Origin of the sequence: Nocardioides sp. P86 (genome assembly GCF_023712465.1) — a bacterium.
Classification (GTDB): Bacteria; Actinomycetota; Actinomycetes; order Propionibacteriales; family Nocardioidaceae; genus Nocardioides; species Nocardioides kribbensis.
Genome location: NZ_JAMAYE010000002.1, coordinates 1,234,314 through 1,248,836, shown reverse-complemented (window position 1 = coordinate 1,248,836; position 14,523 = coordinate 1,234,314). Strand labels below are relative to the sequence as shown.

16 protein-coding genes are annotated in these 14,523 nt (G+C 74.2%); 13 read left to right on the top strand and 3 right to left on the bottom strand.

Annotated elements, in window-relative coordinates; genetic code table 11:
- The first annotated feature begins 2 nt into the window (after positions 1-2).
- From M3673_RS13295 to M3673_RS13270, 6 genes are all read left to right on the top strand, one after another.
- Positions 3-536: a hypothetical protein gene (locus tag M3673_RS13295; protein WP_251534240.1), complete on the top strand. Its 534-nt coding sequence runs from the start codon at positions 3-5 to the stop codon at positions 534-536.
- Positions 537-621: 85 nt separating this feature from the next.
- The gene (locus tag M3673_RS13290) at positions 622-1,812 is read left to right on the top strand and encodes a glycerophosphodiester phosphodiesterase (RefSeq protein ID WP_251534239.1); all 1,191 of its coding nucleotides are present in this window, start codon (positions 622-624) and stop codon (positions 1,810-1,812) included.
- An 88-nt stretch (positions 1,813-1,900) separates the two neighbouring features.
- Positions 1,901-3,304 carry a M15 family metallopeptidase gene (locus M3673_RS13285; protein ID WP_251534237.1) on the top strand — a complete coding sequence of 468 codons (1,404 nt, stop codon included), beginning with the start codon at positions 1,901-1,903 and terminating at the stop codon, positions 3,302-3,304.
- Positions 3,301-3,717, top strand: coding sequence for an HIT family protein (locus M3673_RS13280; protein WP_056903538.1), 417 nt, complete (start codon positions 3,301-3,303; stop codon positions 3,715-3,717). Before M3673_RS13285 ends, M3673_RS13280 begins: the two co-directional genes overlap by 4 nt.
- A 91-nt stretch (positions 3,718-3,808) precedes the next feature.
- The gene (locus tag M3673_RS13275) at positions 3,809-4,570 is read left to right on the top strand and encodes an SDR family NAD(P)-dependent oxidoreductase (RefSeq protein WP_056863638.1); all 762 of its coding nucleotides are present in this window, start codon (positions 3,809-3,811) and stop codon (positions 4,568-4,570) included.
- 156 nt (positions 4,571-4,726) lie between these two features.
- The gene (locus M3673_RS13270) at positions 4,727-5,767 is read left to right on the top strand and encodes a DUF3048 domain-containing protein (RefSeq protein ID WP_251534236.1); all 1,041 of its coding nucleotides are present in this window, start codon (positions 4,727-4,729) and stop codon (positions 5,765-5,767) included.
- A 30-nt stretch (positions 5,768-5,797) separates the two neighbouring features.
- Here the strand turns inward: M3673_RS13270 and M3673_RS13265 are convergent, their stop codons facing one another.
- Positions 5,798-6,502, bottom strand: coding sequence for a TetR/AcrR family transcriptional regulator (locus M3673_RS13265; RefSeq protein ID WP_193661459.1), 705 nt, complete (start codon positions 6,500-6,502; stop codon positions 5,798-5,800).
- A gap of 166 nt (positions 6,503-6,668) precedes the next feature.
- On the opposite strand from M3673_RS13265, the gene M3673_RS13260 reads away from it, so the two are divergent.
- The 5 genes from M3673_RS13260 to M3673_RS13240 all read left to right on the top strand — a co-directional run bounded on the left by M3673_RS13260 (position 6,669) and on the right by M3673_RS13240 (position 10,596).
- The gene (locus tag M3673_RS13260) at positions 6,669-7,205 is read left to right on the top strand and encodes a hypothetical protein (protein WP_251534235.1); all 537 of its coding nucleotides are present in this window, start codon (positions 6,669-6,671) and stop codon (positions 7,203-7,205) included.
- Between the two features lie 33 nt (positions 7,206-7,238).
- A complete protein-coding gene (locus tag M3673_RS13255; protein WP_193661457.1) occupies positions 7,239-7,793 on the top strand; it encodes a YqgE/AlgH family protein in 555 nt (184 codons plus the stop codon).
- 25 nt (positions 7,794-7,818) lie between these two features.
- A complete protein-coding gene (locus tag M3673_RS13250) occupies positions 7,819-8,088 on the top strand; it encodes a DUF3039 domain-containing protein (protein ID WP_056863643.1) in 270 nt (89 codons plus the stop codon).
- 110 nt (positions 8,089-8,198) lie between these two features.
- Positions 8,199-9,896, top strand: a complete 1,698-nt coding sequence (locus tag M3673_RS13245; RefSeq protein WP_251534353.1) for a DEAD/DEAH box helicase — start codon at positions 8,199-8,201, stop codon at positions 9,894-9,896.
- A 37-nt stretch (positions 9,897-9,933) separates the two neighbouring features.
- A complete protein-coding gene (locus M3673_RS13240) occupies positions 9,934-10,596 on the top strand; it encodes an IclR family transcriptional regulator (protein ID WP_056863645.1) in 663 nt (220 codons plus the stop codon).
- Here M3673_RS13240 and M3673_RS13235 read toward each other — a convergent pair.
- The gene (locus tag M3673_RS13235; RefSeq protein WP_251534233.1) at positions 10,593-11,081 is read right to left on the bottom strand and encodes an Lrp/AsnC family transcriptional regulator; all 489 of its coding nucleotides are present in this window, start codon (positions 11,079-11,081) and stop codon (positions 10,593-10,595) included. The genes M3673_RS13240 and M3673_RS13235 overlap by 4 nt on opposite strands.
- 82 nt (positions 11,082-11,163) lie before the next feature.
- Between M3673_RS13235 and hppD the strand changes: the two genes are divergently transcribed.
- Positions 11,164-12,393 carry a 4-hydroxyphenylpyruvate dioxygenase gene (gene hppD, locus M3673_RS13230; RefSeq protein ID WP_193661454.1) on the top strand — a complete coding sequence of 410 codons (1,230 nt, stop codon included), beginning with the start codon at positions 11,164-11,166 and terminating at the stop codon, positions 12,391-12,393.
- 128 nt (positions 12,394-12,521) lie between these two features.
- Positions 12,522-13,190, top strand: a complete 669-nt coding sequence (locus M3673_RS13225) for a hypothetical protein (protein WP_193661453.1) — start codon at positions 12,522-12,524, stop codon at positions 13,188-13,190.
- 106 nt (positions 13,191-13,296) lie between these two features.
- Here the strand turns inward: M3673_RS13225 and M3673_RS13220 are convergent, their stop codons facing one another.
- Positions 13,297-14,505, bottom strand: coding sequence for an MFS transporter (locus M3673_RS13220; RefSeq protein WP_251534232.1), 1,209 nt, complete (start codon positions 14,503-14,505; stop codon positions 13,297-13,299).
- Positions 14,506-14,523 lie beyond the last annotated feature (18 nt).

The following is a 14,523-nucleotide window of genomic DNA, read 5'->3' as shown; positions in this document are numbered from 1 at the left end:
CCATGAGCGACCAGACGATGCGGCCCTCGATCCTGTGGCGGCTGCTGATGACCGCCGTCGCCGCGCTCGTGGTCGCGGGCTTCGGGTGGAACCTGCTGCGCGTGGTGCGGGGCACCATGGACTGGACCACGCTGACCGTCGTGGTCGTGCCCCTGCTCGGGCTCCTCTCGCTCGCGCTCCTGCTGGGCATCGGGATCGTGTGGACCTCGCGGGTCTGGATCGACCAGACCACCGGGACCTTCCACCAGCGGGCACTCTGGCAGCGGCGCGAGGCCCCGCTGGCTCCGCCGACGACCGTGCGGATCCACCGCTTCGTGTCGTCGTCGGCACCCGGCAACACGGGGCGCTGGTTCCTCGACGTACGGCGGCCGGGCCAGGCCGACATCGGCGTCTCCACCCCGTTCGTGCCCCGCATGGACGTCCTGGCCGCCCAGCTGCAGCCCGCCCTGGCCGCGCACCCGGAGCTCGCCGCCGACGACGAGACCCGCCTGTGCATCGAGCGACCCGAGGTGATCTACGCCCCCGGGGTGCGCTGAGGGTCCCGCGCTGGACCGCTGCGCGTCGCCCGCCGTTCACGGCCGCCTCCCCGACCGGCCACCGGCGTCGTCCTACGGTGCGCCCATGACCTCTCGGAAGACCTCCCCCCGCACCCTGCTGCCCGTCGCCGGGCTCACCGCCCTGGCCCTCCTGGCCGGGCCCGGCCTCCTCGCCCCCGCCGGGGCCCGCCCCGCCGGCGGCGCCGGCGCGCTCGAGCAGGAGCGCGCCGCCCAGGCCCCTGCCGCCGAGCGGCCCGTCACCCAGCTGCGCACCCCGGTCGTCGTCGGCCACCGCGGCGCCTCGGGCTACCGCCCCGAGCACACGCTCGCCTCCTACCGCCTGGCCGTCCAGCTCGGCGCCGACTACATCGAGCCCGACCTGGTCCCGACCAAGGACGGCGTGCTCGTGGCCCGCCACGAGAACGAGATCAGCGGCACCACCGACGTCGCCGAGCACCCCGAGTTCGCGGACCGCCGCACCACCAAGACCATCGACGGCCGCGAGGTCACCGGGTGGTTCACCGAGGACTTCACGCTGCGCGAGCTGCGCACCCTGCGGGCCGTGGAGCGGCTGCCGCAGGTGCGCCCCGACAACACCCGCTACGACGGCCGCTTCCGGGTGCCGACCTTCACCGAGGTGCTGCGCCTGGCCCGCACGGCCTCCCGGGAGACCGGCCGCAGGATCGGCGTCGCGCCGGAGACCAAGCACCCCACCTACTTCGACTCCATCGGGCTGTCCCTGGAGGAGCCGATGCTGCGCGAGCTCAAGCGCTTCGGCCTGGACGAGAAGCGCAGCAAGGTGCTCATCCAGTCCTTCGAGACCACCAACCTCAAGCAGATCGACCGCCTCACCGAGGCGCCCGTCGAGCAGCTGGTCGACGCCACCGGCGCGCCCTACGACCTCGTCGCGGCCGGCAAGGACACGACGTACGCCGACCTCGTGACGCCGGCGGGGCTCGCGAAGGTGGCGCGCTACGCCGACTGGCTGGGCCCCAACAAGGACGTCGTGCTGCCGCGCGACGCCTCCGGGGCGCTGACCGGGCCCAGCGACGTCGTCGACGACGCCCACGCGGCGGGCCTGCGGGTCGTGGTGTTCACCGTGCGCGACGAGAACCAGTTCATGGCCACCGACTTCCGCACCGGCACCGACCCCGACGCCAAGGGCGACGTCTTCGCCGAGGTGCAGGCCTTCCTCGACGCCGGGGTCGACGGGGTCTTCGCCGACCACCCCGACTCCGCGGTCTACGCGCGCGACACCTGGGTCGCGGGGCGGTAGCCGGCGGCCGGGACCGGGGCGGGCCCCGCGCGTGCCTCGCCCGCGTGGGGGCTGCCCATCGGCGCGGGGGATCGGCACACTGAGCGCCATGCCGTCCCTGCTGCAGGCCCCTCTGCGCCTGCTCGTCCTGCTCGTCTGTGCCGCCCTCGCGGGCGCGGCCCTGACGGTCGTGCCCGCGGGTGCGGCCCCCGCACCGGGGCTGAGCCTCGAGGCGCCCGCGCGGTACGCCGACACCGCCACGCCGCTCACGGCGACGCTGCGCGACGACGCCGGCGCCCCGGTCACCGGGGCGGAGGTCGTCGTCGAGCGGCGCCGGGGAGGGGAGTGGGCCGAGGTCGCCCGCGCCCTGACCGACGAGGCCGGCGCGGTGGTCGTCGACGTCGTGGTCGCCCGCGCGCCGAAGGACAACGTCGTGCGCGCGTCCTTCGCCGGCGACGCGGCCCACCCGGCGGCCGAGGTCACCACGGTGCTGCCGCTGCGCAAGCGCGGCTCCGACCTGCGCCTGGGCGGGCCCGGGAAGGTCGTCGACGAGCGGTCGGTGGACCTCGCGGTGCGGTGGACCACCGGCAGCGGCACGCCGGTGGCGGGGCGCGTCACGGTGCAGAGCAAGCCGCGAGGCGCGAAGGCGTGGAGCGACCCGGTCCGGGTGCGCACCGACGACCAGGGCCGCGCCTCGCTGACGGTGCGCCCTCGCGTCGACACCGTCTACCGCGCCCTCGCCCCCGCCAAGGCCTGGCTCGAGCGCTCGGTCAGCGGCACGCACCTGGTCGACAACCGCCCGCCGGGCACCCCGGTCGCACTGCCCGCCGGCGCCCCGCGGCCCCGCATCTCCCTGCCCCGCCAGCCCCGCGCCACCGGCGAGGGCGCCCGCCCGGTCGTCACCACCATCCCCGACGGGGTCTGGAAGCAGATGACCGGCCGCAGCTGGCACGCCGGCTGCCCCGTGGGCCGCTCCGGCCTGCGGCTGCTGCGCATCAACTACTGGGGCTTCGACGGCTACCGCTACCGCGGTGAGCTGGTGGCCGCCACCGGCGCCGTCGGCCAGATGGCGGGCGCGCTGAGCCAGATGTACCGCGAGCAGCTGCCGATCCGCGCGATGTACCGCGTGGACCGCTTCGGCTGGTCGAAGCGCCTCGGTGGCGCCGACGACTACGCCTCGATGGCCGCCGACAACACCTCGGCCTTCAACTGCCGCGACGTCGTCGGGCGCCCGGGCGTGCGCTCCCCGCACTCCTACGGCCGCTCCCTCGACGTCAACCCGTGGGAGAACCCCTACCGCTCCCAGCAGGGCACGGTGCCCAACACCTGGTGGCCCTCCCGCTCACACCCGAGGGTCGCGTGGCGCTCCTCGGCCCACGCCGTGGTCAGCGCCATGCGGGCCCACGGCCTGCGCTGGACCTACGGCGTGCAGGACGCCCACCACTTCGACGCCAGCGCGGGCGCCGGCCGCGTCGTGCTCGACCCGCGCTGCGCCGGGGTCGTGTGCGAGTGAGCGAGGCCGGCTGCGTCTTCTGCGCGATCGTGGCGGGGGAGACCCCGGCCGACCTCGTGCTGGAGACCGACGACCTCGTCGCCTTCCTCGATCAGCGACCGGTCTTCCGCGGCCACGTGCTGCTCGTGCCGCGCACCCACGTCGTGACCCTGCCCGACCTGCCCGGCGAGCTGCGCGACCCGTTCCTGGCCGCGGCCCAGCGGCTCTGCACCGCGGTGGTCGAGGCGCTGGGCGCGCAGGGCAGCTGGGTCTCGGTCAACAACACCGTCAGCCAGTCGGTGCCCCACCTGCACCTGCACGTCGTGCCGCGCACCAAGGGCGACGGCCTGCGGGGCTTCTTCTGGCCGCGGCAGCGCTACGACGACGGCGAGCGTGCGTCGTACGCCGCGCGGCTGCGGTCGGCGCTGGACTGACGTCACCGCCCCCGGGCCTGGTGACCTAGGGTGACCGGCGTCTCGACGTACACCACCGGCCGCGCCCGCGGCCACTGAGGAGGACAGCAGCATGGGTCGTTTCGACGGACGCGTGGCCGTGATCACCGGAGCCGCTCGCGGCATCGGGCTCGGCACCGCCCAGCGCTTCGCTCAGGAGGGGGCCGCGGTCGCGATCGTGGACCTCGACGAGTCCGCCGCCGCGGAGTCGGCGGCCACCCTGGGCACCCAGGCGGTCGGCATCGGCTGCGACGTCAGCGACAAGGCCTCGGTCGAGGCGGCCGTGGCCCGCGTGGTCGAGGAGCTCGGCGGCCTGCACATCCTGGTCAACAACGCCGGCGTGACCCGCGACAACCTGCTCTTCAAGATGACCGAGCTCGACTGGGACCTCGTCATGGGCGTGCACCTCAAGGGCGCCTTCCTGATGAGCCAGGCCGCGCAGAAGCACTTCGTGGAGCAGCGCTACGGCAAGATCGTCAACACCTCCAGCACCTCGGCGCTGGGCAACCGCGGCCAGGCCAACTACTCCGCGGCCAAGATGGGCCTGCAGGGCTTCACCAAGACCCTCGCCCTCGAGCTGGGCGCCTTCGGCGTCAACGTCAACGCGGTCGCGCCGGGCTTCATCGCCACCGACATGACCGACCAGACCGCCGCGCGGCTCAAGATGGACGTCGAGGAGTTCCGCCGCCTCAGCGGCGAGGCCAACCCCGTGAAGCGCGTCGGCCACCCCGAGGACATCGCCGCCGCGGTGACCTTCCTGGCCAGCGACGAGGCGTCCTACATCACCGGTCAGACCCTCTACGTCGACGGTGGGGCCACCATCTCCCGCGGCTGATCCCGCACCGCGCAGCCGACCGCCGTCGGTGCTGCGGCCCGCGCGCCTCCGTCCACGGGGCGCGTCCGGGTCGCACACTGGGGGCGGTCGCTGGTTTTGTCGATCGACTCAGTAGCCTTTCCGTCCTTCCGCACCTCCCACCGATCGGAGCCCGACGTGCTCATCCGTCCCGTCCCGACCCGCCGGCGCGCCGCGCGCGCCACCGCCCTGCTCGCCGCCGCCGCCCTGGTGCTCGCCGGGTGCGGCGGGGGCGAGGAGTCCTCCGACGGCTCCGGGGGCGGCGCCGAGGCCCAGGACGTCGCCGCGGGGGAGCGGCTCGAGGCGACGTGGCCGCTGACCGGCCTGCCGGTGGGCAAGGGGGAGTCGGCCGCCCAGCGCCACCCGGTCATGGTGCTGAAGATGGACAACACCTCCTCCGCGGCCCCGCAGCTGGGCCTGGGCGAGGCCGACCTGGTGGTCGAGGAGCTGGTGGAGGGCGGGATGACCCGCCTGGCCGCCTTCTTCTACTCCGAGATCCCCGGCACGGTGGGTCCGGTGCGCTCGATGCGGGCCAGCGACATCGGGATCGTGTCCCCCGCCGACGCCGCCGTGGTGACCAGCGGCGCCGCCGCGGTCACGATCGGGCGGATCAAGCAGGCCGGGATCACCTTCTTCGCCGAGGGGTCCAAGGGCTTCTTCCGCGACTCCTCGCGCAGCGCGCCCTACAACCTCTTCACCGACCTCGCGGCGACCACGACGCTGACCGACGGCGCCGCCGAGCGGCCCAGCGACTACCTGCCCTGGGGCGAGGAGTCCGACCTGCCCGCGGGCCAGCCGGCGCGGTCGCTGGCCGCGAGCTTCTCCGGCAGCCACACCACGAGCTGGACCTACGCCGACGGCGGCTACACCAACACCGACACCTTCGCCGCGCAGGGCGACGAGTTCCCCGCCGACACGGTGCTCGTGCTGCGCGTGCCGGTCGGCGACGCGGGCTACCTCGACCCGGCCGGCAACCCCGTGCCCGAGACGACCCTCGAGGGCAAGGGCGAGGCGATGCTCTTCCACGGCGGCACGCTCGTGCGCGGCACCTGGACGAAGCCGGGGCTCGACCAGCCGCTCGAGCTGTCGACAAGGGCGGGCGCGCTGAGCGTGCCGGCCGGACGCACCTGGATCGAGCTGGTGCCCACCGACGGCGGCTCGGTCACCTTCGCCAAGTAGCCCGGCCCGGGACCGCTGGTCCGGTCGGCGTCAGTCGGTGGTGGTGATCGGCCCCAGCGGACCGGTCGGCAGCATCACGCCGGCGTCGGCGAGGGCCTGGAAGCCGGCGATCATGAAGCCGATGGCGGCCTCGACCCGGGCGGCGGCCGCGATCGGGTCGTCGGAGCCGGCCACGGACTCCCCGGCCGAGGCCATGGCGCCGAAGAAGATGCGGGAGAAGGTCTGCAGCATCTCGTCCTCGAGCTCCCACGGGCCGGCGCCGAGCACCGAGCGCATGATCTCCAGGACGTTGGCGTAGGTGGAGCGCTCCTCCTGCTCGCGGTAGCGCTCGTAGCCCAGCACGGCCGGGCCCTCCTGCACGACGATGCGGCGGTAGCCCGGCTCCTGGACCACCTCGAGGAAGGTGCGCAGCCCGGCCCGGGCCTTCTCCCAGGGGTCCTTCTTGCCCCGCAGCACCTTCTGGATCGCACGCGCCGCGTCGGACTCCACCCGCTCGAAGACGGCCTCGAAGAGGGCCTGCTTGCCGCTGAAGTGGTGGTAGAGGGCGCCCTTGGTGACGTCGGCCCCGGCCACGATCGAGTCCAGCGAGGTGGAGGCGTAGCCGTGCTCGGTGAACATCTGCTCGGCCACGTCGACGAGGGCCCGCTTGGTCGACGCGGAGTACTGCTGGCGACGGCTGACGCCCGGCACCGCGGGCACCTTGGGGACCAGCTTGGAGACCGAGGACTTCGCCATGGGCCCACCCTATGTGGCCGCCGCCACGGCCCGGTGGCGCCGGGTGGGCGGGATCACGCCGGATCGGGCCCAGGTCACCCCTGTGGTGCTTGGATACCGCCGGTATGCCGCCCTACCATCGGTACGTACTCACGGTACGTGAACCGTGAACGACCGAGGAGTGACCATGACCTGGAACAGCCACCGCAACCGCGGGGAGATCCTCCGCGCCGTGATCGCCGCCGCCGACGCCCGTGTCGACGGCCTGCTCCCGCTGGACGTCGAGGGCGCCACGACCGCCTTCCACGACGAGCTCGACCTGCTCGGCGCCCTCCAGCTGCGCTGGCACACCCGCCTGTCGGGCCGCATCGAGCGCGAGCTGGTCCACCAGCCGGTGGCGCTCGAGGACGCCGTCGTCGCCGCCTGGCGCGGCACGGCCGACGAGATGCCCGGGGTGCGCGCCGTGCTCGACCACTACCGCGCCGAGCCCCGTGACGAGGTGATGGCCGCCGCGCTGCGCAAGGCGTCGGCCAAGGAGCACCACCTGCTGGCCGTGATGGCCGGGCAGGCCGGCACCCACGCCACCGCCGCCGCGGCCCGCGCCGGGGCCCGCATCGAGGCGCGGGCGCGCGCCGGCTGGCGGCCGGGCGCGAGCCTCGAGCCCGCGGTGGCCCACCGGTCCGCCGGCCTGCTCGGGCGCCTGCGCGCGGCTCTCGCGGCCTGATCGCACCCACCGCCCCGGTGCCATGATGGCCCCATGAGCGAGGTCGGTGCGGGCATGCTGCTGGTGGCGGGGCCGGGTCTGCTCGACCCCCACTTCGCCGACACCGTCGTGCTGCTGCTCGACGCCGACGCCGAGGGCGCGGTCGGCGTCGTGCTCAACCGGCCCACCCCGGTGAGCGTCGAGCAGGTGCTCGAGGGCTGGGACCGCCTGGTCGTCGAGCCCGACGTGCTCTTCCAGGGCGGCCCGGTCTCCGCCGACGGGGCGATCGCGCTCGCGCTGCTGGGGCCGGGGGAGCCGCCCGCGGGCTTCCGCGCCGTCGTCGACCGGCTCGGGCTGGTCGACCTCGGCACGCCCGTGGAGCAGGTGGCCGACGCGCTCCTCGGCGTACGGGTCTTCGCGGGGTACGCCGGATGGGGCGCCGGACAGCTCGAGGGCGAGATCGCCGGGGGTGACTGGCTGGTGGTGCCCGGCACCGCCGACGACGTCTTCCGCGACGACGTCACCGACCTGCGTCGCGACGTCGTGCGGCGCCAGCCGGGGGAGCTGGCCTGGCACGCCACCCGGCCCGCCGACCCCGAGCTCAACTGAGGTCCGGCTCGCCTACACTGGGCGGGTGAGCTTCGGATTCGGAACCGGCACCGCGGTCGACGAGAAGGTCCGCGAGGACCAGCGCACCGTCCCGACCGACGACGGTGACCACGAGCGCTTCTCCCACTACGTCGAGAAGGACAAGCTGACCGAGGCGATGGTCATGGGCACCCCGGTCGTCGCCCTGTGCGGCAAGGTCTGGGTGCCGAGCCGCGCGCCGGAGAAGTACCCCGTGTGCCCCGAGTGCAAGGACGCCTGGGAGAACATGAAGGACGACGCGGGCGACGACGCGTGACGGGCGGCTCCGAGCCCGCACCCCACCTCGTCCCCGCGCTCAGTCCCGCCTTCCCGCAGCGCGCCGCCTGGGGCACGGCCCCGTCGCTGCGCGCCTGGCAGCAGGCGGCGATGGAGAAGTACTTCGACGGGCCCTCCCGCGACTTCCTCGCCGTGGCGACGCCCGGCGCGGGCAAGACGACCTTCGCGCTGTCGGTGGCCGCCGAGCTGCTGGGGCGCCGGATGATCGACCGCATCACCGTGGTCGCCCCCACCGAGCACCTCAAGCTCCAGTGGGCCGAGGCCGCCGCGCGCGCGGGCATCCCGATCGACCCGGCCTACTCCGCCGGCAAGGGCCGCACGTCGGAGGACTACGTCGGCATCGCGGTGACCTACGCCGGCGTCGCGGTCAACCCGCTGGCCATGCGGATCCGCACCGAGCGCTTCAAGACGCTGGTGATCCTCGACGAGGTGCACCACGCCGGTGACGCGCTGTCGTGGGGCGAGGGCGTGCGCGAGGCCTTCGAGCCCGCCGCGCGCAGGCTGGCCCTCACCGGCACGCCCTTCCGCTCCGACGTCAACCCGATCCCGTTCGTCACCTACGCGCCGGGCGGCGACGGCATCCCGCGGTCGGTGGCCGACTACACCTACGGCTACGCCCACGCGCTGGCCGACCACGTCGTGCGCCCCGTGCTCTTCCTGGCCTACTCCGGGGAGATGACCTGGCGCACCCGCGCCGGCGACGAGGTGGCCGCCCGCCTCGGGGAGCCGCTGACCAAGGACCTCACCAACCAGGCCCTGCGCACCGCGCTGGACCCCGGCGGCTCCTGGATCCCCTCGGTGCTGGCCGCCGCCGACAGCCGGCTGACCGAGGTGCGCCGTCACGTGCCCGACGCCGGGGGCCTGGTCATCGCCACCGACCAGGACTCCGCGCGCTCCTACGCCAAGACCCTGCGCCAGATCACCGGGCAGTCGGCCACCGTGGTCCTCTCCGACGAGAAGGCGGCCTCGAAGAAGATCACCGCCTTCGCCGAGGACGACTCGCGGTGGATGGTCGCGGTGCGCATGGTCTCCGAGGGCGTCGACGTGCCGCGCCTGGCCGTGGGGGTCTACGCCACGACCACCTCCACGCCGCTGTTCTTCGCCCAGGCCGTGGGCCGCTTCGTGCGTGCGCGCACCCGCGGCGAGGTGGCGTCGGTCTTCGTGCCGTCGGTGCCGCGCCTGCTCGGCTTCGCCTCGGAGATGGAGGTCGAGCGCGACCACGTGCTCGGGCGCACGGTCACCGACGAGGACGACATCTTCGCCGCCGAGAACGACCTGCTCGCCGAGGCGCAGCAGGGGGAGTCGGCCTCCGCGGAGGAGGACAAGCTGCCCTTCGAGGCGCTCGGCTCCGAGGCGCGCTTCGACCGGGTGCTCTACGACGGTGGCGAGTTCGGCCACGAGGGCGAGGTGCACGTCGGCTCGGAGGAGGAGATGGACTTCCTCGGTATCCCCGGCCTGCTCGAGCCCTCCCAGATGCGCGAGCTGCTCCAGCAGCGCCAGAGCGACCGGGCGCGCAAGCAGAAGGCGGCGGCGCCCCCGAGCGCGGCGCAGACGCGCCCGGCCGACTCGGTGACCCAGGTCAGCACCCACGAGCAGCTGGCGGTGCTGCGGCGCGAGCTCAACGGGCTCGTGGCCGCGTGGCACCACCGCACCGGCCAGGCCCACGGGATCACCCACGCCGCGCTGCGCAAGGAGTGCGGCGGCCCGGCGGCGGCCATTGCCAACGCCGAGCAGCTGCGGGCCCGCATCGACCGCATCCGCGACTGGGCGGCGCGCAAGTCGGGCTGAGCCCGACCCCGGGCGAGGGCCGTCCTAGACTCGCCCCATGTCGGCCGAGACGTCCCAGACCCTGGACCGGGGCCTGCGCGTCCTCGACGTGCTGGCCGCCTCGGCGGGCGGGCTCACGGTCACCGAGCTCGCGGCGGCCCTCGAGGTCAACCGCACGGTCGTCTACCGCCTGGTCAGCACGCTGGAGCAGCACTCGATGGTGCGGCGCGACGCACGGGGGCGGCTCCACGTCGGGCTCGGCGTGCTCCACATCGCCTCGGCCGTCCACCCCGTGCTGCGCGACGTCGCCGGGCCGGTGCTGCGCACCCTGGCCGAGGCCGTGGGCCACACCGCCCACCTAACCGTGGCCGAGGGCAACGAGGCGCTCGCCGTCGCGGTGGTGGAGCCCTCGTGGACCGACTTCCACGTCTCCTACCGGGTCGGCACGCGCCACCCCCTCCTCCAGGGCGCGGCGGGCAAGGCGATCCTCGCCGGCCGGGCCCAGGGGCCGCGCCCGCCCTACGTCGTGACGCTCGGCGAGCTCCAGACCGGCGCCCAGGGCCTGGCCGCCCCCATCGACGTCGACGGCCTCGAGGGCAGCGTGGGCATCGTCAGCATGGGCGACGTCGACGAGCGCACGGTCGCCGAGCACGTCATGCGCGCCGCCCGGGAGGTCACGGCCGCCCTCGCCCCCGCGCCCCCGCCGCCCGACGAGGTCTAGCCCGGGGGCCGGCCCGCCGCCAGGCGGGCGAGGGGCAGCACCCGGTGGGGCACCGGCGTGGCCAGGGCGATCGTGGTCGAGGACCGCAGGATCGCGGGGTGGGCCAGCGCCCGGTCGATGACGTGCTGCAGGTCGGTGTTGGAGCGGGCCACGACCCGCGCGAGCAGGTCGCCGGAGCCGGTGGTGGTGTGCACCTCGAGCACCTGGGGGATGCCGGCGAGGTGCTCGCCCACCACGTCGTGGGCGCCGCCGTCGGGGGAGAAGTCCTGACGGATCTCCAGGGTCAGGAACGCCGTGACCGGCCAGCCGAGCGCCTCGGGCGACAGGTCGGGGCCCCACCCGGTGACGACACCGCGGGCGGCGAGGCGGTCGAGCCTGGCCTGCACGGTGCCGCGGGCCACCCCGAGGCGTCGGGAGGCCTCCAGCACGCCGAGGCGGGGCTGCTCGGCGAAGAGCTCGAGCACCCTGCGGTCGAGATCGTCCACGTGCGCCTCCTCGACCGTGCAGGTTGTCCAGTGATCCGGAGAACTGTTGCACATCCTGACCGCCCCTCACCATCCTGAGGCCATGACCGCCACCCCCGAGACCACGACCGCTGCGCACCGTGCCCTCACCCCCGAGGAGCTGCGTGCCGACCTCACCCTCGAGCAGCTCCAGCAGCTGGTGGGCCTGGTCGAGCACGACCCGAGCCGCGACCCCTTCCCGGTCAACGCCCTCGACGCCGTGGGGTTCGTGGTCGGCAACGCCACCATGGCCGCGGGGTGGTACCAGCTGGCGATGGGCATGGAGCTGGTCGCCTACCGCGGCCCCGAGACCGGCCACCGCGAGGCGGTCTCCTTCGTGCTGCGCTCGGGCAGCGCGCGCTTCGTGCTCACCGGCGCCGTCGACCCCGCCAGCCCGCTGGCCGACCACCACCGCCGCCACGGCGACGGCGTGGTCGACCTGGCCCTGGAGGTGCCCGACGTGGACCGCTGCGTCGCCCACGCCCGCGCCTGCGGGGCCACGGTGCTGGTGGAGCCCCACGACGAGAGCGACGAGCACGGCACCGTGCGGACCGCAGCGATCGCGACGTACGGCGAGACGCGCCACACCCTCGTCGACCGCAGCCGCTACGACGGCCCCTACCTGCCCGGCTACGTGGCCCGCACGGGCACCGTGGAGCGGCGCGCCGGCGACCCGGCCCGCCTCTTCCAGGCCGTCGACCACTGCGTGGGCAACGTCGAGCTCGGCCGGATGGACGAGTGGGTCGACTTCTACCACCGGGTCATGGGCTTCACCGACATGGCGGAGTTCGTCGGCGACGACATCGCCACCGACTACTCCGCGCTGATGAGCAAGGTCGTGGCGAGCGGCAACCACCGCGTGAAGTTCCCGCTCAACGAGCCGGCCGTGGCCAAGAAGCGCTCGCAGATCGACGAGTACCTCGACTTCTACGCCGGCCCCGGCTGCCAGCACCTCGCGCTGGCCACCGGCGACATCCTGCGCAGCGTCGACGTCATGCGCGCCCGCGGCGTGCAGTTCCTCGCCACGCCCGACTCCTACTACGACGACCCCGAGCTGCGCGCGCGCATCGGCGAGGTGCGGGTGCCGATCGAGGAGCTGAAGGCGCGCGGCATCCTCGTCGACCGCGACGAGGACGGCTACCTGCTCCAGATCTTCACCCAGCCCGTCGGCGACCGCCCCACGGTGTTCTTCGAGCTCATCGAGCGCCACGGGTCGCTGGGCTTCGGGAAGGGCAACTTCAAGGCGCTCTTCGAGGCCATCGAGCGCGAGCAGGACCGCCGCGGCAACCTCTGAGCGCGCCCGCCGCCGGCGGCGCGGAGCCCCGGTGGACCAGACCGCGGCGGCGCGGGACCAATCCGGGTGAGCCAGGTCACCGAATCGCCTGACGTCAGCTCCTCCCTCCGCGCCTCCTAGGACGCTCCATGCCGCTCCTCGCCCCCTCGCGCCGCCGCGTCGCCGCGCTCGCAGGCCTCGCCCTGCTCACCCTGCCCCTGGCCGCCTGCGGCGACGACGACGGTGGCGGCGCCGGGAGCGCGCCGGCGGCGGTCGCCTCGATCGACGCGCTGCGGGGCAAGACGACCGCGGTCAAGCTCGACAAGGGCTTCACCGACGCGCTGTCCTCCCTCGGCGTGACGCCCGGCGTGGTCGGCACGGCCAAGCTGGTCAAGGGCTCGCTGGTCTTCCCCATCACCGGCGGCAACGTGACGGTCTTCGAGCCCGGCGAGGTCTCGCCCTACGTGATCGGCCAGGTCCAGCACGAGGGCTCGGGTCTGACCCTCAGCGCCGGCGGCACGACGGTGCGGCTGTCGAACCTCAACGTCGACCCGGGCGTCTCGCGCGTCTACGGCGACGTCGCGGTCAACGGCCAGACCGCGGTGAGCAGCGCGTTCCTCTTCCAGCTCGACGGGCGCACGCTCAACCCGCTCAAGACCACCGACTCCACCGCGACGCTGCAGGGCACGAAGGTCCTCGTCTCGCCGGTGGCGGCCAAGCTGCTCAACTCCACCTACGGCCTGAGCGGGAAGAAGGCCATCCCCGGCGACTTCCTGGTCGGCGTCGCCACGATCACGGTGGCCCTGCCCCAGGGCTGAGCCACCGCCGGACCCGCTGGACGGCCTTCCGTGGGGGAGCAGGCGCCCGGAGCCCTCGGGCTCCGGGCGCTGCTTCGTCCAGACGGTCGGCGGTCAGGGTCCCGGGTCAGTCGACGTCGCCCACCAGGACGGCCTCGGCCTCCGCGCGGCTGCCCACCTCGGCGTGCGGCGTGCGCCCCGCCACCACGTGGCGCCCGGCCGCCAGCACGACCACGCCGACCAGCACCGCGGCGGCGCCGAAGACGAAGGGCGCGTGCTCGTCGACGCTCTCGCCGAGCTTGAGCGCCACGAACGGGCCCACGGCGCCGCCGCAGAAGCGCAGGAAGGAGTACGCCGCCGACGCGACGGGCCGATCCACCGGGGCCGCGCCCATGACCGCCTCGGTGATGAGGGTGTTGTTGATGCCGATGAAGGCGCCCGAGGCGACGATGCCCGCGACGACCACCGGCACGTGGGTGGTGAAGACGGCCATCATGGCCAGGTCGAGCGCGAAGAGCGCCAGCATGGCGATGATCGCGGGCACGGTGCCGACCGCGCGCTGCACGAGCGGGGCCACGAAGACCGAGGTGAAGGCCAGCAGCAGGCCCCAGGCGAAGAAGATCCAGCCGATCTCGAGGATGCCGGCCTCCGGCAGGGCGAAGGGGCCCGCGGCCAGGATGGTGAAGAAGCCGATGTTGTAGAAGATCGCGGTGACGCCGAGCAGCAGCAGGGGGCGGTGGCGCAGCGCGCGGAAGGGGTCGGCCAGCGAGGTGCGGCGTCCGGTCGGCGGCGTGGCCGGCAGCAGCACGGCCGTCGCGACCAGGGCGAGGAGCATGAGCACCGAGACGCCGAAGAACGGCGCCCGCCACGACTGCTCGCCGAGCAGCCCGCCCACGAGCGGGCCGGAGGCGATCCCGATGCCCAGGGCGGCCTCGAAGAGGATGATCGCCTGCGCGGTCGAGCCGGCCGCGGCCGAGACGATCGTGGAGAGCGCGGTGGCCACGAAGAGGGCGTTGCCCAGGCCCCAGCCCGCGCGGAAGCCGACGATCTGGCCCACGGTGTCGGAGGCGCCGGCGAGGCCGGCGAAGACGATGATGAGGGCGAGACCCGCGAGCAGCGTGCGCTTGGGGCCGATGCGGCTGCTGACCACGCCGGTGACCAGCATCGCCACGCCCATGATCGCCATGTAGCTGGTGAACATCAGCGAGACCTGGCTCGGCGTCGCCTGCAGCTGGGCGGCGATGTCCTTGAGGATCGGGTCGACCAGGCCGATGCCCATGAAGGCGATGACGCAGGCGAAGGCCACGGCCCAGACGGCCCGGGGCTGACGCAGCATGGAGGTCCCCTGCGCTGG

What these genes read in the sequence shown, in the direction of transcription:
- M3673_RS13295 (WP_251534240.1), top strand. Translation starts at nt 3, where the DNA reads ATGAGCGACCAGACGATGCGGCCCTCGATCCTGTGGCGGCTGCTGATG.
- M3673_RS13290 (WP_251534239.1), top strand. Translation starts at nt 622, where the DNA reads ATGACCTCTCGGAAGACCTCCCCCCGCACCCTGCTGCCCGTCGCCGGG.
- M3673_RS13285 (WP_251534237.1), top strand. Translation starts at nt 1,901, where the DNA reads ATGCCGTCCCTGCTGCAGGCCCCTCTGCGCCTGCTCGTCCTGCTCGTC.
- M3673_RS13275 (WP_056863638.1), top strand. Translation starts at nt 3,809, where the DNA reads ATGGGTCGTTTCGACGGACGCGTGGCCGTGATCACCGGAGCCGCTCGC.
- M3673_RS13265 (WP_193661459.1), bottom strand. Translation starts at nt 6,502, where the DNA reads ATGGCGAAGTCCTCGGTCTCCAAGCTGGTCCCCAAGGTGCCCGCGGTG.
- M3673_RS13260 (WP_251534235.1), top strand. Translation starts at nt 6,669, where the DNA reads ATGACCTGGAACAGCCACCGCAACCGCGGGGAGATCCTCCGCGCCGTG.
- M3673_RS13255 (WP_193661457.1), top strand. Translation starts at nt 7,239, where the DNA reads ATGAGCGAGGTCGGTGCGGGCATGCTGCTGGTGGCGGGGCCGGGTCTG.
- M3673_RS13245 (WP_251534353.1), top strand. Translation starts at nt 8,199, where the DNA reads ATGGAGAAGTACTTCGACGGGCCCTCCCGCGACTTCCTCGCCGTGGCG.
- M3673_RS13240 (WP_056863645.1), top strand. Translation starts at nt 9,934, where the DNA reads ATGTCGGCCGAGACGTCCCAGACCCTGGACCGGGGCCTGCGCGTCCTC.
- hppD (WP_193661454.1), top strand. Translation starts at nt 11,164, where the DNA reads ATGACCGCCACCCCCGAGACCACGACCGCTGCGCACCGTGCCCTCACC.
- M3673_RS13225 (WP_193661453.1), top strand. Translation starts at nt 12,522, where the DNA reads ATGCCGCTCCTCGCCCCCTCGCGCCGCCGCGTCGCCGCGCTCGCAGGC.
- M3673_RS13220 (WP_251534232.1), bottom strand. Translation starts at nt 14,505, where the DNA reads ATGCTGCGTCAGCCCCGGGCCGTCTGGGCCGTGGCCTTCGCCTGCGTC.